This is a genomic window from Leuconostoc pseudomesenteroides KCTC 3652 (assembly GCF_014634745.1).
Lineage (GTDB): Bacteria > Bacillota > Bacilli > Lactobacillales > Lactobacillaceae > Leuconostoc > Leuconostoc pseudomesenteroides.
In genome coordinates this window covers 281556-303681 of sequence record NZ_BMBP01000002.1, presented here as the reverse complement: position 1 = coordinate 303681, position 22126 = coordinate 281556, and the positions used below count along the sequence as shown (strand labels likewise).

Sequence of the window (22126 nt, the reverse complement as noted above, 5' to 3'; positions counted from 1 at the left end):
AAGGAAAATCATGGAAAAAACATATCATTTAATGGCGACTGCAGCCGCTGGTCTAGAATCACTGGTTGGTAAAGAATTAGAACGTTTGGGGTATGATCACCAAGTGGAGAATTATCGTGTCAGGTTTGATGGCACGCAGCGTGATATTTTAAATACCAATATCTGGTTGCGTACTGCAGATCGGATTAAAATTATCGTGGGTGAATTTGATGCCACGACATTTGACGATTTATTTGAAAATGTTAAAGCATTGCCTTGGGAAGACTATCTCAATTATGATTCTGAGTTTCCTGTGGCCGGCCGTTCAAAAAAATCAGAGTTATTTAGTGTACCAGATGTGCAGGCTATCACTAAAAAGGCGATTGTGAATCGTTTGCAGGATGCTTACCACATCAGAACACGTTTACCTGAAAATGGCTATTTTGCACAATTAGAAGTGATGATTGACAAAGATCATGTGATTGTGACGTTGGATACGACTGGTGAATCATTATTCAAGCGAGGATATCGTGTGAATAAGGGTGGCGCCCCACTAAAAGAAAACTTTGCTGCTGCATTAGTTTTGTTGACTAATTGGCACCCAGATCGACCATTTGTTGATCCAACTACTGGGTCAGGTACAATTGCAATTGAAGCTGCATTGATTGGACGCAATATTGCTCCTGGCTTAATTCGTGATTTTGACGTCGAGCAAATGGATTGGTTTGATAAGTCTCTGTCAGATAGTGTACGTGATGATGCCGAAGAACAGGCAGATTACGACAGAACGCTAGATATTGAAGGTTTTGACATTGATGAAAACATGGTGGCAATTGCCACTGAAAACGCGAAGCATGCTGGACTTGGACATGACATTACCTTCAAACAATTAGCCGCTAAGGATTGGACAACTGACAAAATTAATGGCGTTTTAGTTGCCAATCCGCCTTATGGCGAACGTTTGGGAGAATTAGATGCTGCTCGAGAACTGTATCAACAAATGGGTGACGTTTATCGCCAATTACCAAGTTGGAGCAAGTATATTTTGACAAGTGATCTTGAATTTGAACAAAGTTACGGCGAGAAGGCAACCAAGCGTCGCAAGTTATATAATGGTGCTTTACGCGTTGACTATTTCCAATACTGGGGTAAACGTGTGAAATAAAAAACAATGATTGTGCACAATGTATAATCGTTGTTTTTATTTTTGTTCATAGTTGTCATGACGTGCTATCATCTCATTGTTAAAATAAATTAATAATGAAATGAGGATAATGTTAATGATTGAAAAAAATATTGAAGCTAACAACCTATTTGCCAGCGTGCTTTCAGATGTCAAGCCAAGTCCGATTCATGCGTTTGATGAAAAAGTGAGCGATTTACCAAATATTCTGAAGCTGACGATTGGTGAACCAGATTTTTCAGTGCCAGAGCACATCAAGCAAGCCGCGGTGGCAGCTATTTTGGCAGATGACTCTCATTATTCTGTTTCTGCTGGGACAAAACAGCTGCGTCAGGCGGCTAGTCATTTTTTAGCTGATCGATACGATCTTCATTATGACGCTGACACCGAAATTTTAACAACAATTGGAGCTACTGAAGGACTGTATGCCATTTTGTCTGCTATTTTAGATGAAAATGATGAAGTTATTATTCCGACGCCAGCTTATCCCGTCTATGCTGCTATGACAAGGCTCAACAAAGGTAATCCGCTTCTGGTTGATATATCGCAGGATAATTTTATATTAACGCCTGATCATCTACGCGCTATTTTGGCGAATCATACGCATGTCAAGGCGCTTATTTTGACTAATCCTTCAAATCCCACAGGCGTGACTTATTCTGCAGAAGCCTTGTCGGATCTTGCTGATGTTTTGCGTGGTACAGACGTATTGGTCATCTCAGATGAAATTTATAGTGAACTGCGCTATGATGATCAGCATGTTTCAATGGCAACATTTTTACCTGACCAAACGTTAGTGATTAATGGCGTGTCAAAATCTCACGCAATGACGGGCTATCGGATTGGCATTATTGCTGGGCCGGCTGCACTAATCACTCCAGTCAACATGGTCCATAGTTTTATTATCATGACACCATCCAATCCAGCTATGGCAGCAGCAACGGAGGCATTTGATAGTAGTTTGAGTGCAAGTGATACCGAAAAAATGAAAAATGCTTACCGTGAACGGCGTGATTTGTTGGTCTCTAAAATGACGGCGCTTGGTTTTGAAATGGCGACACCAAGCGGTGCTTTCTACATTTTTGCTAAAATTCCTGAAAATTTGAATCAAGACGATGTTGCTTTTGCTTATGATTTAGTCGATCAAGAAAAATTAGCAGTAGTACCCGGATCAGGTTTTGGTCCTGGTGGTGAAGGCTATATTCGCTTGAGTTATGCAGCTTCAATGGCAATGCTCACAGATGCCATGGCGCGGCTATCGTCATATTGTGAAAATAATAGTGCCACCAGAATAGGTTAGTTTTATCTGTGGAAGTTATGATAAAATGGAATAATTATAACTAAAAGGATATGACTATGACAACAGTTTACATGCGTCCGGCCATCAAAACGGATTTAAAAGAGATTACAACTATTATTGACGGCGCACGTCATTTTCTCAAAGCACAAGGTCTGCCACAATGGCAATCTGGCTATCCCAATGAAGAAACCGTTGCAACAGATATCGCATTAAATCGTGGCTATGTTTTGGTTGTGGGTAGTGAAGTAGCTGGGTACACAGCATTAATTGCAGGGGCAGATCCAGTATATGAAGCAATCACAGAAGGTCAGTGGCTATCTGATACTGATGAGTATATCAGCGTTCATCGCTTTGCTATCTCAGATGGTTTTCGTGGGCAAAAGTTGGCGCAACGTTTTATGACAGCTATTTTGACGTTATGCTATCACAAAAATCAATTCGATGTGAGAATTGATACGCATCCAGAAAATCATCCGATGCAGTCAGTTATTACTGGCAATGGTTTTGAAAAACGAGGCGTTGTCTATATTAATGAGGGAAAAGAAATTAACGGCGAACGATGGGCTTATCAACTCATTTTGGCATGATGATTAACTATAAAAGTGCTACACGTTTTGATACGTGTAGCACTTTTAAAATTAAAAAAACTTTTGTTTTGCTATTTACTTACTTAAAATAAGCGGATATAATAAGAGCATACTAATTTGATAAGGGGTCAACACATGACATCATTTACGGAATTACAACAGCAACGCCGAACAATTTACGCGCTGGGTCAAAATGTTCAGCAAACACCAGAAGCATTATTTGAACTGGTAAAATCAGCAGTTCGTTATGCACCGACTGCCTTCAATAACCAAACAGTACGTAGTATTGTGTTGACGGGTGATGCTCACGAAAAGCTCTGGGATATTGTTGCTAAGCGTTTAAAACAAGAAGTACCCGATGAAACGGCCTATCAAGCAACTTTAGCCAAAATTAATGCAAGCTTTAAGGCTGGATTCGGAACCGTATTATTTTTCACAGATACTGCAATCGTTAAGTCTTTTGAAGAAAATGTACCATTATACGCAGAAAACTTTCAGGATTGGTCTGAACAAGGGCATGGTATTGCGGAATACGCTACTTGGTTAGCATTAACAGAAGCTGGTTTAGGTGCTTCTTTACAGCATTATAATCCGTTGATTGACGAAGAAGTTGCCGAAGCTTTTGACGTTCCAAGTACATGGCGTTTACGTGCGCAATTAGTGTTTGGATCTATTGAAGCACCGGCCGCTAACAAAGATTTCGTTGGTGACGATGAACGATTTAAATATTATAGTAAGTAAAAAACGAACTGCTTAGCGGTTCGTTTTTTTTAACGCCTGCATTGCGAGCTGGTGTGCACCATGATTTTGTTTTTCGGGTATCCAACTAATTAAGACCAAAGGGAATTCAGATAATAGGCTTATAATTCGATCGACATAAGATTGGTAGTGTTTGGCATATTTTTTTTGAATAGCGTCAGCGACAATTTTTGAATCGGTATAAATCTGTAAATTATCAATCATTGGTAACTGTTTGATGCCCCAGATAAGCCCCATGAACTCGGCTTCATGATTATCAGCGCTTTGGGGTAAGTCGCTTTTGAGTTGTTGCTGGTGCTTGTTGACGATTAAAACCGCTCCAACTGCTGATTGCCCAGTGTGGACGTTTCGCGCTGCGTCAACATAAAGTGTCATCATGTCTAAAATCCCCTGAAATGGTTTATAGCAACCATTATAACAGAAATCAGTATTCTAAAATATCACAACCCTGATACTGGAAAGCTAACTTTTATTTGTCATCATTTTTTTAATATCAAAAATCTGGTAAAATAGGTTACGAATACGTTTATAGAAAAGAGTTTCACATGGTACCAAAACGCGGTTATTTTCAGCCAATTGATTCTGTTGGCCTCATGAGTTGGTTATGGTGGGGTGTATTTTTGATGTTGAGTTTCATTATTTGGAATGAAATTGGCTTCAAACTGGATGTTCTACCCATTGTTAGCATTTTAGTTGTCCTCGTAGTGGGACTGTTAATGATTATTCGAAGGCGCGTTTATTTGGCCGGCTCGCAAATTTTCTTGGGGCGTATCTTAATGGCTGAATACGAAAAAGTTAAGTTAGAAGACATTGATAATTGGCAAATAAAGGGACGTATTTTGTCTTTTGAACGTGCAGACCGTAAAAGAAAATACCTATTAAGTCGCAATGTCGCGGAGCAAATTAAAGGATATAAAGATACGAATGGCAGATAACATAACGATTAACATTGTTGATCAGGTTGGGCGCATTGATGCCGTTTTGGCAAAAGAAACGTTACCGTATTCTAGAACAACATTGTCAGATTGGCTTTTAGAAGGCAATGTTTTAGTCAACGGCACACAGGTGAAGAGATCTTACAAAGTATCTTCAGGTGATGTTGTCACAATTACGCCGCCAGAAATTAAAGACACTGAAATTTTGGCTGAAAATATACCGCTTGATATTGTATATGAAGATGATGATTTGTTAGTCGTTAATAAACCACAAGGTATGGTTGTGCATCCGGCTGCTGGTCATACGACAGGTACACTGGTGAACGCATTAATGTATCATTCACCACTGTCTACCATTAATGGTGAATTTCGACCAGGAATTGTACATCGTATTGACCGTGACACTAGTGGATTATTGATGGTTGCAAAAAATGATAGCGCCCATCAAGCATTGTCTGCACAATTAAAGGCGCATAAAAATCAACGTATCTATATTGCCTTAGTTCGCGGCGAATTTCAGGAAGATACTGGCACCATTTCGGCACCGCTAGCACGTCATAAAGTTGATCGTAAAAAGCAGGCTGTTACTGAAGGCGGCAGGGAAGCAATTACACATTTCCAAGTCTTAAAACGGTTTGTCGGCTATACACTGCTAAAAGTTCGTTTAGAAACCGGACGTACACATCAAATTCGTGTTCACATGACTTATATTGGGCACCCTATTGTCGGTGATCCGGTCTATGGGAACGCACAAAAGTTACCAAATGTTTCACTGAATGGTCAGTTATTACATGCAAAGACCTTGTCATTAACGCAGCCAACGACAGCTGAACAGTTAACGTTTGATAGTGTACTCCCAGATTATTTTGATCAAGCGTTAGCAACATTAACACCTATTATTCGAAAGGATGAAAACAATGGCAAATAAAGAAGTTTTAGATAATGCCTCTTTGCAAAGAGCGCTAACTCGTATTACGTATGAAATTATTGAGCGTAACAAAGGTGGGGAAGACCTCGTTTTAGTTGGCATTAAAACGCGTGGTGAGTTTTTGGCTCATCGTATCGCTGATCGACTAGAACAACTCGAAGGTGTGCGTATTCCAGTGATGGCGATTGATATTACTAATTTTCGTGATGATATTCCAGATCATCATGATGACTTGGGACTAAATCAAGCTGAACGATTAAACATTTCTGAAAAAAATATTGTGTTGATTGATGATGTACTGTTTACTGGTCGAACAATTCGTGCAGCATTGGACGCTTTAATTCATATTGGTCGTCCGAAAACAATTGCTTTAGCTGTTTTAGTGGATCGTGGTCACCGAGAATTGCCAATTCGAGCCGATTTTGTTGGGAAAAATATTCCAACAGCTCAGAACGAAAAAATCAAGGTATTTGTACAGGAAATTGATGGCAAGGACGCCGTGGAAATTGTTCACTAAATCAAAATTTGTTGGTTATCTTGATGTGTAGCCATGATAACTTTGGAGTGTGGTATTTATGAAAAGACATTTAATCTTAGAAGACGGGACTGTTTTTGAAGGTCTTGGTTTTGGTGCGCCTGCTACTACGTTTGGTGAAATCATCTTTCATACTGCCATGACCGGTTATCAAGAAATTATTACAGATCCAATATATGATGGGCAAATGATTGTATTTGCTATGCCTGTTATTGGTGCGGCAGGGATTCATGCTGAGGCTTATGAGTCTGTCAAACCAGCCATCAGGGGAATGATTGTCCACGATTTGGCAGAAGTTTCTGTTAATCGACAACGGCGTATGAATTTAGACCGTTTTTTGAAGCAACATAACGTGCCCGGATTGTATCAAGTAGATACACGAAAATTGATTCGTCATTTGCGAGAAACTGGCCCACAAAAGGCTACAATCGTTGATTTTGCGGACGATCATGCTGTTGATCAATTAGTTGCCACGGTCTTGACGAACAAGCAGGTGCAAAATACGGCAACACTAAAGCCTTATGCTAATCCAGGGCGTGGACGGCATATTGTTGTCATCGATTTTGGATTAAAACATGGTATATTGCGAATGTTAGGCGATTATGATGCCAATGTTTCCGTATTACCTTACACAACAAGTGTAGATGAGGTACTCACGCTGGATCCTGACGGGATCATTCTGTCGACAGGACCTGGTGACCCACGTTCATTACCAGATAGTGTATTAACATTAATTCGTGTTTTGCAAACGAAGGCGCCATTACTAGGTATTGGATTAGGGCATGAGTTATTTGCACTAGCCAATGATGCTACTTTAGCACCGCTATCGTCGGAACATCATGGTATGAATCATCCAATACAAGAAATTATTTCGAGACAGATTTTCTTTGCGATGCAAGGGCAAGGTTATGCTGTTGACAATGACTCAATTGATCGCAAAAAGTTATTTGTCACTTATCGGGATTTGGTAGATGGTGCTGTGCAAGGCTTGCGGCACCGTGAATATCCGGCTTTTAGTGTACAGTTTTTCCCTGATGCTGCGCCAGGACCATTAGAAGCTACAGCAGTTTTTGCAGATTTTTTTGAAACGGTAGAGGACTATGTCGAACATCACAGCTAACAATGTATTATTTATCGGCGCAGGTGCTAACGATTTTGGTCGTGAAGCAGAATACGATGCAGCCATTTATCAAGTGATGCCTGAACTTCGTGGTCATGGTGTTAATGTCTACTTGATTGACGAGAATCCTTACTCATTATCGTTGGAAAGTTTAGCAGCAACGGCTATTTGGCAACCACTAACGGTTGAAAATATTAAGGCTGTTATTAAACAGTATCAAATCGATACTGTTTTGCCACTATTTGGTGGTGAACGTGCGTTACGTTTGTGGTCGCAAACGGTTCAGGCATGGTCACACGGCGATGGTCCGGTACCGCAAACGCTAGGATTAACTATTGACATGCTATTGCGTGTTAACAACGTGGCCGTTTTGACAAGTATGATGGCTGATGCTGGATTACCGGTTATTACGAACCATGTTGCTAAGGCACAAGAAGATGCTAATGAACTACTACGTGAAATTAAGTTACCTTTAATGGTGCGGGCTTTGCACCCAAATCAGGCAAATACGCGTCAAATTGTTGAACGATTAGACGAATTTGAAACAGCTGTGAATAGTGCTAAAAGTCAGTCGATGACACAAGAAATCGTGATTTCCAGAGCTATTAACGGTATGAAAGAAGTCAGTCTTGAAGTATTGCGAGATTTTCGAGGCAATAAAATGCAAATCGGTGCTAGCGAGGACATGGATCCCATAGGAATCCATACTGCTGACTCCTTGAGTGTATCGCCGACACTAACACTTTCAGATCAAATTTTAGAAAAAATGAGATTTTATGCCTTTCAGGTTGCTGATTTATTAGACTTAAGAGGTGTATTGCATGTCCAATTTGCAGTTGATGATTTGACGAATACTATCTATATTATCAAGATATCACCATATATTGATCAAATGGCCAGTCGTATGGCGCTGGTTACAGGTTACCCTGTCATGTTGGTTGCAATTAATTTGGCGATGGGTGTTGCCCTTGAAGAAATTGTTTTATCCCATGATTTTGGCAAAAAAATGGCAATGATGGAACCGATGATGGATCACGTCACTGTCAAATTACCAATTTTTCCCTTCGGTGAATTGGAGCAAGCAGGCGTTTCAGTTAATCGTCAACTCAATAGTATTCAGAAATCTGTTGGATCGACAATTGGCTTTGGGCGTACATTTATCGAAGCACTTGAAAAAGCAATTCGTTCAGCCCATTTTAATAATGCGAGTTTTTCACCAACCAATATGAGCCATAGTTCGGATGATGCGTTGATTCAACAATTAATTCATCCAGAAGACAATCGCGTGTTGCTTCTAGTTGAAGCGATTAAGCGTGGTTATGAAATTGATGAATTAGCTGAATTAACTAATATTGACGAATTCTTTTTCTACCAACTGGGTCATTTATTAAAGTTAGAATTAGAGGTGGAACAACAAGCTGACAGTGTTGAAGCGTTGCGCCGTGCAAAAAAGTATGGTTTGTCAGACGGCTTGTTAGCACGATTCTGGCAGACTAATTTCAAAAATATCGCAACATTGGCACACGAAAATCATATTGAACCAACTTTTAAAGCATTAGAACCATCTGCTGGTGAATTTCCAGAAAACGCTAGACAATATTATGCAACTTACGAAGAGGAAAATGAATCATTGCCGGTGAGTGACGATACTGTCTTAGTTATTGGTAGTGGTGCATTCCGAATGGGCGATGCAGCCGCTGGTGGTTATGCAACCACGATTGTTTTGTCGGAATTAAGACGTTTACAATATCACACCGTAATTATGAATAATAATGCAAGTGATGCTACCTTACTACAAAATTTGGCCGACAAGCAGTATCTGGAACCCTTAGAGATATCAGATGTCATGAAAGTAGTGGCGCTTGAAAAACCAATTGCTATCATTGTACCTGGTAATCGACGTAAACTGATTGATGCTTTAACTGATTTAAAGCAAAATGTCTTAATTTTGCCAAAAGAAAAACATGTGCCGAATGGTCCAGATGATACTGAAACAGAATTTGCTCTCAATGTCTTTTCTGATGGGCACAACATTTATCCAATCAATATTACACAACACATGACTGGTGAGCTTCGTATTGTACCAGAAATTGCACAACTGCCAATTCAGCTAGCACAAACACACTTAGAAAATCCTGGTGTTTATCAAGTGATTTGGTATCAAGATACGTCAGAATGGGTCAAGCATGTTGATGTGCCCGATATATCACATGATACGTGGTTGCGACCAATGCCATTTGGCCAAGTTGCGTTTATGAGTAAAGTGATGCAAGTGCAGTGGTTGCGTATGACAGTGAGAGCTTTGTTGTCAAGAATGACGTTACAGGACAATGAACTATTAGTAAATGTGAATAAATTAATTTTGCAGGCAGATGTTGCTATGATTGCTTCAGATATTAATTATGCTTTACACTTACAGCCGACACAAACAATTGATGGTACGCGATTTGAAATTGGGGTAGGCATTAAATACGATGAATAAATCAAAATATGAAACATATCTGTACACCGGTATTATAGTTGAACAAAATGCTTCTGGACGATACGTGCCAAAAAAGGACGCCAAGCCAAATATTTGGCGAACAGGTAAGCATACAAAAGGTAAGTACGTTAGCTTTGGACAAGTTTTTTTGACTGAAAATAACCAAACTATTGCTGTGATAGCAGTGGAAAACTTGCCTTTTAATCAACGCCATGCCTACACGCCAATGCAACGATGGACATCCGAAACTGTTGATAATGATTTGTTATTACCATATAAAAAAGCCTAAACATGAGATGACATGTTTAGGCTTTTGTTGCACTCTCATCTTTTTTGAGCGATTTGACGTTAAAGTTAAATAAAATGGCATTGAGAACAATTAGTAGCGCACTGAAGATAAAAATGCCTCGGTAATCAAACATACTAGCAATCAAGGCGCCAAACATAGGTCCCATCACACTACCAACAGCTTGAAAACTCTGATTATAACTAAAAATTCGGCTAGTCATGGCCATTGGCGAATTTTTAGTTAACATGGTTTGCACGGCAGGTAACATGGTCGCATCGCTTATACCGACAATAAATCTAAAGACCATTAGCATGAAAATACTAGTGACGAATGCCGTTGGTACAAACGCAACAACGGCAATCATGAACCCGATTTTAATCATGCGGTCAGTACCAACACGATCTCCAATTTTTCCAAATTGTGGGGCGGCTATAACCGTTGCAATACCAGGCATGGCAGCGACTACACCAGCGATGAACGTCGTATTAGAAGCGTTATGCGTTAATTCACGGACAAACAAACTCACGATGGGATTAATTGACGTATTCACAGTTTGTACTAACATGGTCGTGATGAATAAACCTAGAATAAGTTGTTTATTTGGAACAGCTTGCCAGAGTTGTGCTGTGGAAGCACGAGCGGTTCGAGGTGATATTTTAACAGGTTCTTCCTTAACTAAAAATAGCGTCAACAGGAAAACCAGAAATAAAATCACACCCGTGATGTGAAATGACATTCGATAGGAGACAAGTGAAGCTAGTGTACCACCGAACAATGGCCCGAGTAGATTGCCGGCTGTCATACCAGTGACCAAAATACCTAAAGCGTGACCAGCATGCTCTTTGGGCGTTTGGGTGGCAATTAAAGCATTTGAGTTAGATACAAAACCGCCCATGGCCCCTTGTAATGCTCTTAAAGCGAATAGTTCCCAAACATTGCTGACATATCCCATCAGAAATAGTACAATTGCCATTCCTAACGCAGCTCGTAGCATCATTAGTTTTCGACCTTTACGATCTGCTAATTTTCCCCAAAATGGTGACACGATTGCAGTGACCAAGAACGTTATAGCAAAAACAGCACCTGAATAAAACGTGAGTTCATTTTTGCTAAAATCACCTAAAGTGTCAATATATAATGCTAAAAACGGCATTACTTCACTTAATGCGATTCCGGTCATGAAGACGCCAAACCAGAGAACAAAAACATTACGCTTCCAAAGATTACTTTCAGAATTTTCAGACATAAATATTACGCGAATTAATAGTAAATTTAAGCGATTAATACTATTAAAAACGATGTGTTGTTAAGGGTGAACCTTAGACGTAACATCATCGATACGCGACCTCCTTAACTTAGTGTGTTATAAAATGATATAAACTATTATTCCATTCTATCCCTAAATGTTAAAATGTGCACATTTTAAACCTTGACTTGTGAATAGATTAAATTTTGATTATAATTGATGTACGTTTAAAAAGCGTTATTAAGGTATTTTGCGGTTTTAAAAATAGTGAAGTATCTTCCTGATTATATGAAGGGAAGTGAGCGCCAAAAAGTGATATTATGTGCGCTTACAGAGTAATGATATGGCAAGAACAAAAGATTATACTGGACAAGAAGTGCTTGATATGGTGAATGAATACATGTCAAGCGAGGATGCTGAAAAAGTGAAAGCAGCCTATGAGTGGGCAACAGATTTGCATAAGACACAAAAGCGCAAATCAGGGCAACCTTACATCATTCATCCAATTCAAGTTGCGGGTATCTTAGCTGAATTAAAAATGGATACCGCCACAGTTATTTCAGGTTACTTACATGATGTTGTAGAGGACACGCCTGCCACGTTGGCGGATGTCCAAGCACGTTTTGGTGACACAATTGCTCAAATTATTGATGGCGTAACCAAAATTAGTAAAATTCAATATCAAAGTTCACAAGAACAACTGGCTGAAAATCATCGTAAATTACTTTTGGCAATGTCAAAAGATATTCGAGTGATTATTGTTAAGCTGGCTGACCGTTTGCATAACATGCGGACACTTGGTGCGCTGCGTGATGACAAGCAAAAGAGAATTGCCAATGAAACGCTTGATATCTATGCGCCATTGGCTGATCGTTTAGGAATTAGTGCCATCAAGTGGGAATTAGAAGATTTATCATTAAGCTTTATCAATCCTGAACAATATCATCGCATTGCTTCCTTGATGAATATGAAACGTGATGAGCGGATTAGCTATGTCAACGAAGCTGTTCAAGAAATCGAGAATGCGATTCAAGAGTTGGAATTACAAGATGTCGAGGTCTATGGTAGACCAAAACATATTTATTCAATCTATCGTAAAATGACTGACAAACACAAGGCGTTTGAAGAAATTTACGATTTGTCAGCTGTCCGGATTTTAACCGATTCTATTCCAGATACTTATGCTGTGTTAGGTGCTATTCATTCTAAATGGACCCCAATTCCTGGTCGATTCAAGGACTATATCGCGCTACCGAAAGCTAACGGCTATCAAAGTTTACATACTACTGTTATTGGACCTGGTGGGCGCCCCTTAGAGGTTCAAATTAGAACTCACCATATGCATGAAGTTGCCGAGTTTGGTGTGGCAGCGCATTGGGCCTATAAACAAAATAAGGGTTCTAATAAAGAGGCAAATGTCAAAGATAAAAGTGAACAGACGCTGAATGTGATACAAGGTATCTTAGAGCTTCAAGAGAATGCTAAAAATGCTGAAGATTTTATGGACAGCGTGCAAGGCGATCTATTTTCGGATCGTGTTTATGCTTTCACACCGCGAGGAGACGTGTTTGAACTGGCAAAAGGTGCTGGACCATTAGATATGGCTTTTTCAATTCATACAAATGTGGGCATTAAAACCACAGGTGCAAAAGTTAATGGTCGTATTGTGCCGCTGGATTATAAAATTAAAACCGGTGACATTATTGAAATCACTACCTCAGCTAATGCCAAACCAAGTCGTGATTGGCTTGAACTTGTGTCAACGCGTCGTGCTCGTAATAAAATTAAGCAGTATTTTAAGCAACTTGATCGTGATGATAATATTGAAGCAGCTCGAGAATTATTGAGTAACAGCATCAAAGATGGTGGCTATAATGTCAATGATATATTAACGGCAGACAATATTCAGGAAGTCTCCGAAAAAATGCACTATCATTCATCTGATGATATGCTAGCTGCGATTGGTTTTGGCGATGTTGCCTTACCTGGTGTTGTCAATAAACTCACTGAAAAAATAAGAGAAGCACAACAAGAAGCAGCGGCACAAGAGTTGCAACGTGAAATGCTTGAAGAAGGTCATGGCATTAAACGTGATGAAACGGCATTTACTAAACGTCAAAAAGCCTCTGCTGATGATATTGTGATTGCAGGCGTTGATAATTTGTTGGTCAGATTAGGACGTTGTTGTACACCCGTGCCAGGAGATGCTGTAAAAGGTTATATCACAAAGGGACGTGGTATATCTGTCCATCGCCTTGGCTGTCCCAACATTCGTGCTGCTGAAGCACAGGGACAACGGCTAGTTGATGTCGCATGGGAAGATGATTCTGGCTTGAAACCTAATTATGATGCTGATCTAACTGTTCGTGGAGAAAATCGCAATGGTTTGTTGAACGATGTTTTGCGGAGCGTCAATGGGCGTACCAAATATGTCAACTCAGTTAATGGTCATGTGACAAAAAATGGCATGGCACAAGTGGCATTATCAATTGGCGTGCGTAATGTTGAGCAGTTAACCGTTATTATGGATGCGCTCAATAATCTGCCTTCAGTATATGATGTTGAACGCGCATTTCATTAATGAGTTCCTTTTGTAGTGAGATTAAAAGATTTATCAGGCGATAAGTCTTTTTTTTGTGCTATATTGTTTTTTGAAAATATAGCGCATATTAGGAGAGCATACTATGCATTTAATTACAATGGCATCAATCAGACAAGAGGGAAAAGTGGGGACGCTATTAGTTGATAAGCGGCATCACGAGGTTTATTTCACACCTCAAGTTTTGCCAGAAGCTAAGGCAGATAAATGGTTACTTTGGTTACTGATTGTGAGTGGTATTTTAGTGACACCCTATTGGCTGTTTGATCGCTTTATCACGTTGCCTCATTTTGTGATACATCAGCCAATTTTATGGTGGCTGTGCTTATGTTTAACTGCTGGATTGCCATTTTTAGCTTGGTACTTTGGTCGGCAAAAAGGAAAATATAACTTAACGCAATTAAAACCCTTGACAGTTAAAAAAGATGAACTACTTGTTGATTTGAAATATTGGTGGTTTGAACGATTATGGATTGCTTTTGTTCTTTTTTTGTTGCCGCCAACTGCTATTATGTTCTTTATTTTTTATGTGATTAAAAGTGACCCTCTGGATGCTTTGTTGATAACGGTCCATGCTGCGTTGTTTTTACGTCGCTTGAAACCAAATGCTATTTCACGTATCATGATAACAACAAAAGATATACTTAAATGGAGACAATATGAGAGTAGTAGTGCAACGCGTCAAACAAGCAGTTGTAGCAATTGATGGTCAACCAACCGGTCAAGTAGGACAAGGTTTTGTGCTCTTGGTAGGTATTAGTGATCATGATACAGAGGATGAAATTGATTACCTTGTTCGTAAAATTACCAATTTACGCGTTTTTAGTGATGAAAACGACCATATGAATTTGAGTCTTAAGGATATCAATGGTGGTATATTGTCAATTTCACAATTTACGTTGTACGCTAATACCAAAAAGGGTAATCGACCAAGTTTTACTGACGCCGGTGCACCTGATTTTGCAGAAAAGATGTATGACTTATTTAATGATCGTTTATTGAAAACCGGTGTACCAGTTGAAACTGGTACATTTGGTGCTGATATGCAAGTAACATTGACAAATGATGGTCCGGTAACAATTATTTTTGACACCGATCACAAATAAAAACGCTCATTTCTGAGCGCTTTTTTTGTGGTGATAGTACCAACCAATCGAGACAAGACTTTCAGTGCCGTTTTTAATACGTGATAAGTTACTACGATGACGATAGAAAACAAAAATAGTTAATGCAATAGCAACTAGTGTTAATATCCAATCATGAAAGTAAAAGGAAACCACCGTTGCAAATCCAAATCCAATCATAGAACTCAGAGAGACCATCGAACTAATCAATAAAGTGATGATGAATACTGCAGAGACCATTAAAAAGAAAGGCGGATTATAAGCTAGCAACACACCGGCTGAAGTGGCAACCGCTTTGCCACCTTTGAAACCAATCCAAAATGAATAGGTATGCCCTAGAATTGCCCCTAATCCAATTATCATTGGATTAATGTTACTGTGAAACAATAAGGGAAGTAGTCCAGCAGCCGTTCCCTTCAGTAGATCGAGAACCAAAACGGTGATACCGGCTCGAACGCCTAAAACACGGAATGAATTTGTTGTGCCAATATTTCCGGACCCTTCGTCACGAATGTCTTTATGATAAAAAATTTTGCCGACCCAATAGCCTGGCACTAAAGAACCTAATAAATAGGCCAAAATAAACATGGTAATGGTGGTTAACATAACTTAACTCCTTTAACTAAAAACCATTTATTAGTTTACCATAAAAGCACTTAGTATATGGCATGACTAATCAATTTTAAAATATTACCACTTGTCAGAATACATTTTTTAATCTATTATAAAATAGATTGACATTAACGCACGAACACTGGTTCGTGTTTTTAAGGATAAATAAACATGCCAGAAAAAAATCATTATGATTCAGATTCAATAAAAATTTTAGAAGGGTTAGAAGCCGTTCGAAAAAGGCCGGGGATGTATATTGGCTCAACTGACGGTCGCGGGTTGCATCATTTAGTGTACGAAATTGTCGATAATGCTGTTGATGAAGCTCTGGGTGGCTTTGGCAATGATATTCGTGTGACCATTCATCCTAATAACGCCATAACTGTGCAAGATTTTGGGCGTGGTATGCCGGTAGGTATGCATGAATCAGGTAAACCAACCCCTGAGGTTATTTTGACCGTCCTACATGCCGGTGGTAAATTTGGGCAAGGTGGCTATGCGACATCAGGTGGTTTACATGGTGTTGGGTCATCAGTTGTGAACGCCTTATCGGAAAGTTTACAAGTAACGATTGTTCGTGATGGACACAAATGGGAAGAAGACTTTGTGAATGGTGGTAATCCTGTTGGTACACTGCGTGATTTAGGCAAAACAAAAGCGCATTCTGGTACGACGGTAACGTTTAAGCCTGATCCATCGATATTTAGTGCAACAGTTTATAAATACGAAACATTGTCAGAGCGGTTACGTGAATCTGCCTTCTTAATGAGTGGTGTTAAATTCACGTTGACAGATGAACGAGTAGATCCAGTTCGCATTGAAGAATATCATTATGAAAAAGGCTTGGAAGCGTTCGTTGGCTTTTTAAATGAAGACAAAGAAACGATCGGACCAGTCATGACTTTTGAGGGCGAGCAAGAAGGTATTGTTGTTGACGTTGCTGCCCAATATAACGACGGCTATTCGGAAACATTGTTATCATTTGTCAACAATGTGCGAACTCAAGATGGTGGTACACATGAGGTTGGCTTTCGAACTGCATGGACCAAAGCATTTAACGAATATGCCCGAAAAGTCAATTTGTTGAAAGATAAAGATAAGAATTTGGAAGGGACAGATGTACGTGAAGGCTTAGCCGCCGTTATTTCATTGCGTGTGCCAGAACAATTCTTACAGTTTGAAGGTCAAACTAAAGATAAGCTAGGTACACCGGAAGCTCGTGGAATTGTTGATGCGGTTGTTAATGAAACTTTAGGTCGTTTCTTGATGGAGAATGGTGACTTTGGGCAGAGCTTGATTCGCAAAGCAATCAGAGCCCGTGAAGCCCGTGAAGCAGCACGTAAGGCGCGCGACGAAAGTCGTACTGGCAAATCAAAGGGTGCTAAAGATCGTTTGTTGTCAGGTAAACTGGCACCAGCACAATCAAAAAATGCCGACAAGAACGAGTTATTTTTAGTCGAGGGTGATTCGGCCGGTGGTTCAGCTAAACAAGGTCGAGACCGTAAGTTTCAAGCGATTCTACCCTTACGTGGTAAAGTCTTGAACACTGAGAAGGCCAAATTAGCTGATATTTTGAAGAATGAAGAAATATCAACGTTAATCTATGCAATTGGTGGTGGCGTTGGAGCTGATTTCAAAGTAGATGATGCCGCATTCAGTAAAATTATTATCATGACTGATGCCGATGATGATGGGGCTCATATTCAAACTTTGTTACTCACTTTTTTCTACAAATATATGCGCCCGTTGATTGAAGCAGGTCGCGTATATATTGCATTGCCACCACTTTATCGCGTTAAATATTCATCTAAAAAAATTCCTGATCAATTTGCTTGGACCAACGATGAATTAGAGCAAATTACCAGCAAACGTGAGGCACGTTATGAACTGACACGTTTTAAGGGATTAGGTGAAATGAACGCATCATTGCTCTGGGAAACAACAATGGATCCTGAGTCAAGAACTCTAATTCGTGTCAAAATTGATGACGCTGTACTTGCTGAAAAGCGGGTAACAACTTTGATGGGTGATAAAGTTGAGCCAAGACGCGACTGGATTGAAGCTAATGTCCAATTTACAATGGATGAGGCTGGTTCCATTTTGGATACGGTTGAAGGCGATACTAAGTCAAGTGATGTCTTTGAAAAAGTCCGTCATCATGAAACTGATACAAAATTTAAAGAACAAAAAAATGTACCAGTCATTAAGACTTGGCAGAATGGTACTTCCAAATAATACAAATAATAATTTGAAATCAAATACTTTATTGTGTTTGATGTACATAAAGGATTAAAATATATCGATAGTGGTATTGTATATATTTAGTGAAGACGTTCAATGTTCAAGTTTACTCGGAGTAAATAATTAAAAGCGTCAGGATTGTTTGTATAGTTATTCTAAGGAGCAGTTATGGTTAAGCTGAATAATTTGCTATCTATTGTTGATACATTTGAACATATAGGTCAAAATGATACAGAATTTTGGAATAGTTTTCGTGAAATGCAACAAATTGAAATACACAGGGAAAATGAGTTTAAGTCCTTGTCACAAATGGTAAAAGAGTTTTTGGATTCAGGATATCAAAGGCCGTATATTTTCGAAGATTGGATTGTGGGCTATGAACTACCACAAATTTCTCAAGAAATTGATCTTGTAAAGATTAGTGATGATAAAAATTCAATCGTTGATATTGAATTGAAATATGATTGGCCTGAATATAATAAAGAAAAAGAGTTGAGCGGTAAAAAAAGAGTTCAATGTCAGCAAAAAGCTGTTAAGCACTATCTAAGAATGTTTGATAATGTTTCTGTGTTTACGTTTGTTGCTTCCGAAAGTAAATTTTTTCAGGTAATTGATGACAATACACTAATTGAAGTATCAGTTACCAATGTTATTGAAGTAGTTCCAAGGCCAAAAAAAACAGGCAACTATAAAACAGAAGCAGAGATTGCTAAGCAAAACAAGGAAGCGTTTGATAAAGAAGAGTACTTTGAAAAAATGTTGATGCCTGAAAATTTCTTGGTTTCACCTTATAATCAACCCTTAAGATTTTTGAGTAATAAGTACTTATTAACACAGGAACAATTTGATAAGATAGGAAATCTCTTGACCAAAACCGTTGATTTTAAGAAGAAAGGTGTTTTTTCAATTTCTGGTGTTGCTGGGTCAGGGAAAACGTTAATGGCTTTTGATGTCCTAAAAAAAGCACAGGACTTGGGCAAAAAAAGTGTGTTAATATTAGCGGCAAAAGAAAATAAAGGTATTTTGCAATTACGAGAGAATGGGACATCAGTTTATGGAGTGAAATCTTTAAAAAACATTCTCTTGTCAAATGACTATGAGGTTGTAATTATTGATGAAACACAGAGAATATATGGGGATACTTTGATAGCATTAGAAAAACAAAATGATAAAACGGTCATTCCTTTTTTCGATGCAGCACAAGTATTGGGACAAAAAGATTCTGAAGGTGGAGCTGCGGAATTTTTGGAAACAAAAAAAATTGCTACTCTTGGTACAAAGATAAGAACAAACACAAGTTTGGCTAATTTCATTCATGGAATCTTTAATAAATATGATAAGAAAGCGGGAAGGAAAATTGTAGATAAAGATAAAATAAAAATTGAGTATTTTACTAAAGCAGAAAATGCAAAAATTTTTCTGAGTCAATATTCGAAAGAATTCCAGATACTAAATTTAACAGCGTCAAAATATAATGTAACGCATGTTGATAATATTAATGTATCGAGTGCAGAGGCATTAAATACTCATGATGTTATTGGACAAGAATTCGAGAATGTTGCTTTGATCGTTGATAAAATGTTTGTATATGGAAAAAATGGAAAACCAGTTTTATGTAAGAGCTCACAAACACCGTATTTCTCAGATAAAATGTGGATCATGAATTTTACTCGTGCAAAAAATAAGTTAATGCTGATCATTGTTGATAATGAACCATTATTAAGAAGAAGTGTGGAACTTTTAAAATAGGAGAACCAAAGTTAAATGGCAGATCGTATAACTGATCTATCACTGGAAACAGTGATGGGAGAACGCTTTGGGCGTTACTCCAAATATATTATTCAAGAACGTGCATTACCAGATATTCGTGATGGTTTAAAGCCAGTTCAACGACGCATTTTATTTGCGATGGATCAAGATGGTAACACATATGATCATCCATATCGTAAATCCGCTAAATCAGTCGGCAATGTGATGGGTAACTTTCATCCTCACGGTGATTCATCAATCTATGAGGCGATGGTTCGCTTATCCCAAAGTTGGAAAGTGCGTGAACCATTAATTGATATGAACGGTAACAATGGTTCAGTTGATAATGATCCAGCTGCTGCCATGCGTTACACGGAAGCACGTTTATCCAAAATTGCCGGTGAGATGATGGCTGATTTGGGACAAGAGACAGTTGACATGGTGTTGAATTTCGATGATACCACTTATGAGCCAACAGTTTTGCCATCACGTATTCCGAGTCTATTTATCAACGGTGCGACCGGTATTTCTGCTGGTTATGCGACTGAGATTCCGCCACATAATCTCAAAGAAATCAATGCTGCGTTGACTTACCTGCTGGATCATCCAGAAGCAACGTTATCACAATTAATGCGTTACGTTAAAGGTCCTGATTTTCCAACAGGTGGTATTATTCAAGGTTTGGATGGTATCAAAAAAGCCTATAAGACTGGTCGTGGCAAAATTGTCGTTCGCGCTAAAACAGCTATTTCTACGCTGAAGGGCGGCAAACAAAAAATCGAAATTACTGAATTGCCATATGAAGTTGTCAAATCAACATTAGTTTCTAAAATAGATGCTATTCGACTCAATAAAGAAGTTGCTGGTATTGCTGAAGTTCGCGATGAGTCTGATCGTGAAGGCATGTCCATCGTCATTGAACTTTCAAAAGATGCGAATGCTGAAGGTATTTTAACGTATTTGTTCAAAAAGACTGATTTACAAATATCGTATAACTTTAATATGGTCGCTATCCACGATCAGCGACCTGTTCACGTTGGCCTAAAGGACGGTTTATCTGCTTTCTTGGATTTCCGAAAAGAAGTTGTTCTAAAACGGTCTGCATACGAGTTAGCAAAAGCTCAGGCACGACAACATATTGTTGAAGGCCTAATTCGCATGCTATCAATTTTGGACGAGGTTGTGGCGACAATTCGTGCCTCAAAAAATCGTAAAGATGCGACGCAAAACTTAATCGACAAGTTTCAATTTACGCAACCACAGGCGGAAGCAATTGTTACTTTACAGTTGTATCGTCTAACAAACACTGATGTCACGCAATTAGAGGAAGAATTTGCGCAATTAAATGAAAAAATTGCACGACTGAACTTGATTTTAACAGATGAGAGCGCACTAAAAGATGTGATTCGTGCTGAAATAGCGGCAATCACGAAAGGGTATGCTTCTCCTCGTCGCAGTGAAATCGAGGCAGAGGTTGAAACACTAGTTATTGATACAGCGGTTACGATTGCTGAAGAAGATGTCCGTGTATTGGTTTCAAGAAATGGTTATTACAAGCGCTCGTCGATTCGTTCATATAAAGCATCAGATAACGAAAATGGCTTGGCGGATGATGATTTAACAATATTTGAGGGAACGCTCAATACCACGGCGCATTTGCTGATGTTTACTAATAAAGGGAATGTCATTTATCGACCAGTTCATGAGTTACCTGATACCAAATGGAAAGATACTGGTGAGCATTTTTCTCAGCAGCTTTCTAATTGGGTGAGTGACGAGTATGTCATCAAAGCAATAGCACTTACGGATATTGACCAAGGTGGCGATTTCTTATTAGTAGCCAATGATGGTTATATTAAGCAAACGTCAGTTTCAGATATTGTGCCGAAATCATATAAGAAAAAGTCAGCCATGGCGATTAAGCTAAAACAGGAAACGAGTTATTTAGTGAACGTTGTTTATGTTGATAAGGTTGCTAAACAGGACGTATTGTTACTATCTCATAATGGTGTGGGATTGCGTTTTGCATTGACTGACGTACCGGAAATTGGTGCGCGAACGGCAGGTGTCAAGGCAATGGATTTGCGTGATGGAGACACCATCAAAGCAGCACTATTAATTACTGATAACCAACAAAAAGTTGCAATAGCCGCAACAAATGGGGCGTTTAAGTATATGCCTGTTTCTGAAATTAGCCGTTCAAAGCGTGCCAACAAGGGACTGCTGATTTTCACTCAAAAGAAGACAGTAGCTTATCATGTGGCAACAGCAACAATTTTTGACGAGACAGTCACTGCACTGTCGATTCTGACAACGCGCTATCAAGTTCAAGAAATTCAATTGAGTGATTACCGACCATCTCAACGGATAGGAAATGGTCAGTATGTTGTAGATGTTGATAAAAATGGGACACCATGGATAATGACACCGCTAACATTGGTAACGACAAATTGACAAT

The 22126-nt window shown here is 39.0% G+C and carries 19 protein-coding genes; 16 read left to right on the top strand and 3 right to left on the bottom strand.

What is annotated here, in order from left to right; genetic code table 11:
* Positions 1 to 10: 10 nt before the first annotated feature.
* From IEU65_RS03855 to IEU65_RS03840, 4 genes are all read left to right on the top strand, one after another.
* Complete coding sequence (locus IEU65_RS03855; RefSeq protein WP_010296201.1) at positions 11 to 1144, top strand: THUMP domain-containing class I SAM-dependent RNA methyltransferase; 1134 nt, start codon at positions 11 to 13, stop codon at positions 1142 to 1144.
* A gap of 115 nt (positions 1145 to 1259) precedes the next feature.
* Positions 1260 to 2462, top strand: coding sequence for an aminotransferase class I/II-fold pyridoxal phosphate-dependent enzyme (locus tag IEU65_RS03850; protein WP_031941383.1), 1203 nt, complete (start codon positions 1260 to 1262; stop codon positions 2460 to 2462).
* Positions 2463 to 2518: 56 nt separating this feature from the next.
* Positions 2519 to 3049, top strand: coding sequence for a GNAT family N-acetyltransferase (locus tag IEU65_RS03845; protein WP_010296195.1), 531 nt, complete (start codon positions 2519 to 2521; stop codon positions 3047 to 3049).
* Positions 3050 to 3184: 135 nt separating this feature from the next.
* On the top strand, positions 3185 to 3790 hold the full coding sequence (locus IEU65_RS03840; protein ID WP_010296190.1) for a nitroreductase family protein: 606 nt from the start codon (positions 3185 to 3187) through the stop codon (positions 3788 to 3790).
* Positions 3791 to 3802: 12 nt separating this feature from the next.
* On the opposite strand, the gene IEU65_RS03835 is transcribed toward IEU65_RS03840, so the two are convergent.
* Positions 3803 to 4186 carry a ribonuclease HI family protein gene (locus IEU65_RS03835; RefSeq protein ID WP_010296187.1) on the bottom strand — a complete coding sequence of 128 codons (384 nt, stop codon included), beginning with the start codon at positions 4184 to 4186 and terminating at the stop codon, positions 3803 to 3805.
* Between the two features lie 167 nt (positions 4187 to 4353).
* On the opposite strand from IEU65_RS03835, the gene IEU65_RS03830 reads away from it, so the two are divergent.
* From IEU65_RS03830 to IEU65_RS03805, 6 genes are read left to right on the top strand one after another with little or no spacing between them, the layout of a single operon-like run.
* Positions 4354 to 4743, top strand: a complete 390-nt coding sequence (locus IEU65_RS03830; protein ID WP_010296184.1) for an EbsA family protein — start codon at positions 4354 to 4356, stop codon at positions 4741 to 4743.
* A complete protein-coding gene (locus IEU65_RS03825; RefSeq protein ID WP_010296181.1) occupies positions 4733 to 5671 on the top strand; it encodes an RluA family pseudouridine synthase in 939 nt (312 codons plus the stop codon). Before IEU65_RS03830 ends, IEU65_RS03825 begins: the two co-directional genes overlap by 11 nt.
* A complete protein-coding gene (gene pyrR, locus IEU65_RS03820; RefSeq protein ID WP_004910867.1) occupies positions 5661 to 6188 on the top strand; it encodes a bifunctional pyr operon transcriptional regulator/uracil phosphoribosyltransferase PyrR in 528 nt (175 codons plus the stop codon). Before IEU65_RS03825 ends, pyrR begins: the two co-directional genes overlap by 11 nt.
* Before the next feature lie 58 nt (positions 6189 to 6246).
* Positions 6247 to 7326: a carbamoyl phosphate synthase small subunit gene (locus IEU65_RS03815; RefSeq protein ID WP_010296175.1), complete on the top strand. Its 1080-nt coding sequence runs from the start codon at positions 6247 to 6249 to the stop codon at positions 7324 to 7326.
* The gene (locus tag IEU65_RS03810; RefSeq protein ID WP_010296172.1) at positions 7307 to 9808 is read left to right on the top strand and encodes a carbamoyl phosphate synthase preATP-grasp domain-containing protein; all 2502 of its coding nucleotides are present in this window, start codon (positions 7307 to 7309) and stop codon (positions 9806 to 9808) included. Before IEU65_RS03815 ends, IEU65_RS03810 begins: the two co-directional genes overlap by 20 nt.
* Positions 9801 to 10097 (top strand): DUF7671 family protein, encoded by a 297-nt coding sequence (locus tag IEU65_RS03805; RefSeq protein ID WP_010296169.1) that lies wholly within the window; start codon positions 9801 to 9803, stop codon positions 10095 to 10097. The genes IEU65_RS03810 and IEU65_RS03805 overlap by 8 nt, the downstream gene beginning before the upstream one ends.
* 16 nt (positions 10098 to 10113) lie before the next feature.
* Here IEU65_RS03805 and IEU65_RS03800 read toward each other — a convergent pair whose 3' ends face one another.
* Positions 10114 to 11343 (bottom strand): MFS transporter, encoded by a 1230-nt coding sequence (locus tag IEU65_RS03800; RefSeq protein WP_010296165.1) that lies wholly within the window; start codon positions 11341 to 11343, stop codon positions 10114 to 10116.
* Positions 11344 to 11686: 343 nt separating this feature from the next.
* On the opposite strand from IEU65_RS03800, the gene IEU65_RS03795 reads away from it, so the two are divergent.
* From IEU65_RS03795 to dtd, 3 genes are all read left to right on the top strand, one after another.
* Positions 11687 to 13924, top strand: a complete 2238-nt coding sequence (locus IEU65_RS03795; protein WP_010296163.1) for a RelA/SpoT family protein — start codon at positions 11687 to 11689, stop codon at positions 13922 to 13924.
* A 103-nt stretch (positions 13925 to 14027) separates the two neighbouring features.
* Entirely contained in the window at positions 14028 to 14648 is a 621-nt protein-coding gene (locus IEU65_RS03790; RefSeq protein WP_010296159.1) for a hypothetical protein, read from the top strand.
* Positions 14602 to 15048, top strand: coding sequence for a D-aminoacyl-tRNA deacylase (gene dtd, locus IEU65_RS03785; protein ID WP_031941382.1), 447 nt, complete (start codon positions 14602 to 14604; stop codon positions 15046 to 15048). The genes IEU65_RS03790 and dtd overlap by 47 nt, the downstream gene beginning before the upstream one ends.
* A 6-nt stretch (positions 15049 to 15054) precedes the next feature.
* Here the strand turns inward: dtd and plsY are convergent, their stop codons facing one another.
* A complete protein-coding gene (gene plsY / locus IEU65_RS03780; RefSeq protein ID WP_010296147.1) occupies positions 15055 to 15672 on the bottom strand; it encodes a glycerol-3-phosphate 1-O-acyltransferase PlsY in 618 nt (205 codons plus the stop codon).
* A gap of 177 nt (positions 15673 to 15849) precedes the next feature.
* Between plsY and parE the strand changes: the two genes are divergently transcribed.
* From parE to parC, 3 genes are all read left to right on the top strand, one after another.
* Positions 15850 to 17913: a DNA topoisomerase IV subunit B gene (gene parE / locus IEU65_RS03775; protein ID WP_010296146.1), complete on the top strand. Its 2064-nt coding sequence runs from the start codon at positions 15850 to 15852 to the stop codon at positions 17911 to 17913.
* 174 nt (positions 17914 to 18087) lie between these two features.
* Entirely contained in the window at positions 18088 to 19668 is a 1581-nt protein-coding gene (locus IEU65_RS03770) for a DNA/RNA helicase domain-containing protein (RefSeq protein WP_010296144.1), read from the top strand.
* A 15-nt stretch (positions 19669 to 19683) separates the two neighbouring features.
* On the top strand, positions 19684 to 22122 hold the full coding sequence (gene parC, locus IEU65_RS03765) for a DNA topoisomerase IV subunit A (protein WP_010296143.1): 2439 nt from the start codon (positions 19684 to 19686) through the stop codon (positions 22120 to 22122).
* The last annotated feature ends 4 nt before the right edge of the window (positions 22123 to 22126 follow it).

What these genes read in the sequence shown, in the direction of transcription:
- IEU65_RS03855 (WP_010296201.1), top strand. Translation starts at nt 11, where the DNA reads ATGGAAAAAACATATCATTTAATGGCGACTGCAGCCGCTGGTCTAGAA.
- IEU65_RS03850 (WP_031941383.1), top strand. Translation starts at nt 1,260, where the DNA reads ATGATTGAAAAAAATATTGAAGCTAACAACCTATTTGCCAGCGTGCTT.
- IEU65_RS03845 (WP_010296195.1), top strand. Translation starts at nt 2,519, where the DNA reads ATGACAACAGTTTACATGCGTCCGGCCATCAAAACGGATTTAAAAGAG.
- IEU65_RS03840 (WP_010296190.1), top strand. Translation starts at nt 3,185, where the DNA reads ATGACATCATTTACGGAATTACAACAGCAACGCCGAACAATTTACGCG.
- IEU65_RS03835 (WP_010296187.1), bottom strand. Translation starts at nt 4,186, where the DNA reads ATGATGACACTTTATGTTGACGCAGCGCGAAACGTCCACACTGGGCAA.
- IEU65_RS03830 (WP_010296184.1), top strand. Translation starts at nt 4,354, where the DNA reads ATGGTACCAAAACGCGGTTATTTTCAGCCAATTGATTCTGTTGGCCTC.
- IEU65_RS03825 (WP_010296181.1), top strand. Translation starts at nt 4,733, where the DNA reads ATGGCAGATAACATAACGATTAACATTGTTGATCAGGTTGGGCGCATT.
- pyrR (WP_004910867.1), top strand. Translation starts at nt 5,661, where the DNA reads ATGGCAAATAAAGAAGTTTTAGATAATGCCTCTTTGCAAAGAGCGCTA.
- IEU65_RS03815 (WP_010296175.1), top strand. Translation starts at nt 6,247, where the DNA reads ATGAAAAGACATTTAATCTTAGAAGACGGGACTGTTTTTGAAGGTCTT.
- IEU65_RS03810 (WP_010296172.1), top strand. Translation starts at nt 7,307, where the DNA reads ATGTCGAACATCACAGCTAACAATGTATTATTTATCGGCGCAGGTGCT.
- IEU65_RS03805 (WP_010296169.1), top strand. Translation starts at nt 9,801, where the DNA reads ATGAATAAATCAAAATATGAAACATATCTGTACACCGGTATTATAGTT.
- IEU65_RS03800 (WP_010296165.1), bottom strand. Translation starts at nt 11,343, where the DNA reads ATGTCTGAAAATTCTGAAAGTAATCTTTGGAAGCGTAATGTTTTTGTT.
- IEU65_RS03795 (WP_010296163.1), top strand. Translation starts at nt 11,687, where the DNA reads ATGGCAAGAACAAAAGATTATACTGGACAAGAAGTGCTTGATATGGTG.
- IEU65_RS03790 (WP_010296159.1), top strand. Translation starts at nt 14,028, where the DNA reads ATGCATTTAATTACAATGGCATCAATCAGACAAGAGGGAAAAGTGGGG.
- dtd (WP_031941382.1), top strand. Translation starts at nt 14,602, where the DNA reads ATGAGAGTAGTAGTGCAACGCGTCAAACAAGCAGTTGTAGCAATTGAT.
- plsY (WP_010296147.1), bottom strand. Translation starts at nt 15,672, where the DNA reads ATGTTAACCACCATTACCATGTTTATTTTGGCCTATTTATTAGGTTCT.
- parE (WP_010296146.1), top strand. Translation starts at nt 15,850, where the DNA reads ATGCCAGAAAAAAATCATTATGATTCAGATTCAATAAAAATTTTAGAA.
- IEU65_RS03770 (WP_010296144.1), top strand. Translation starts at nt 18,088, where the DNA reads ATGGTTAAGCTGAATAATTTGCTATCTATTGTTGATACATTTGAACAT.
- parC (WP_010296143.1), top strand. Translation starts at nt 19,684, where the DNA reads ATGGCAGATCGTATAACTGATCTATCACTGGAAACAGTGATGGGAGAA.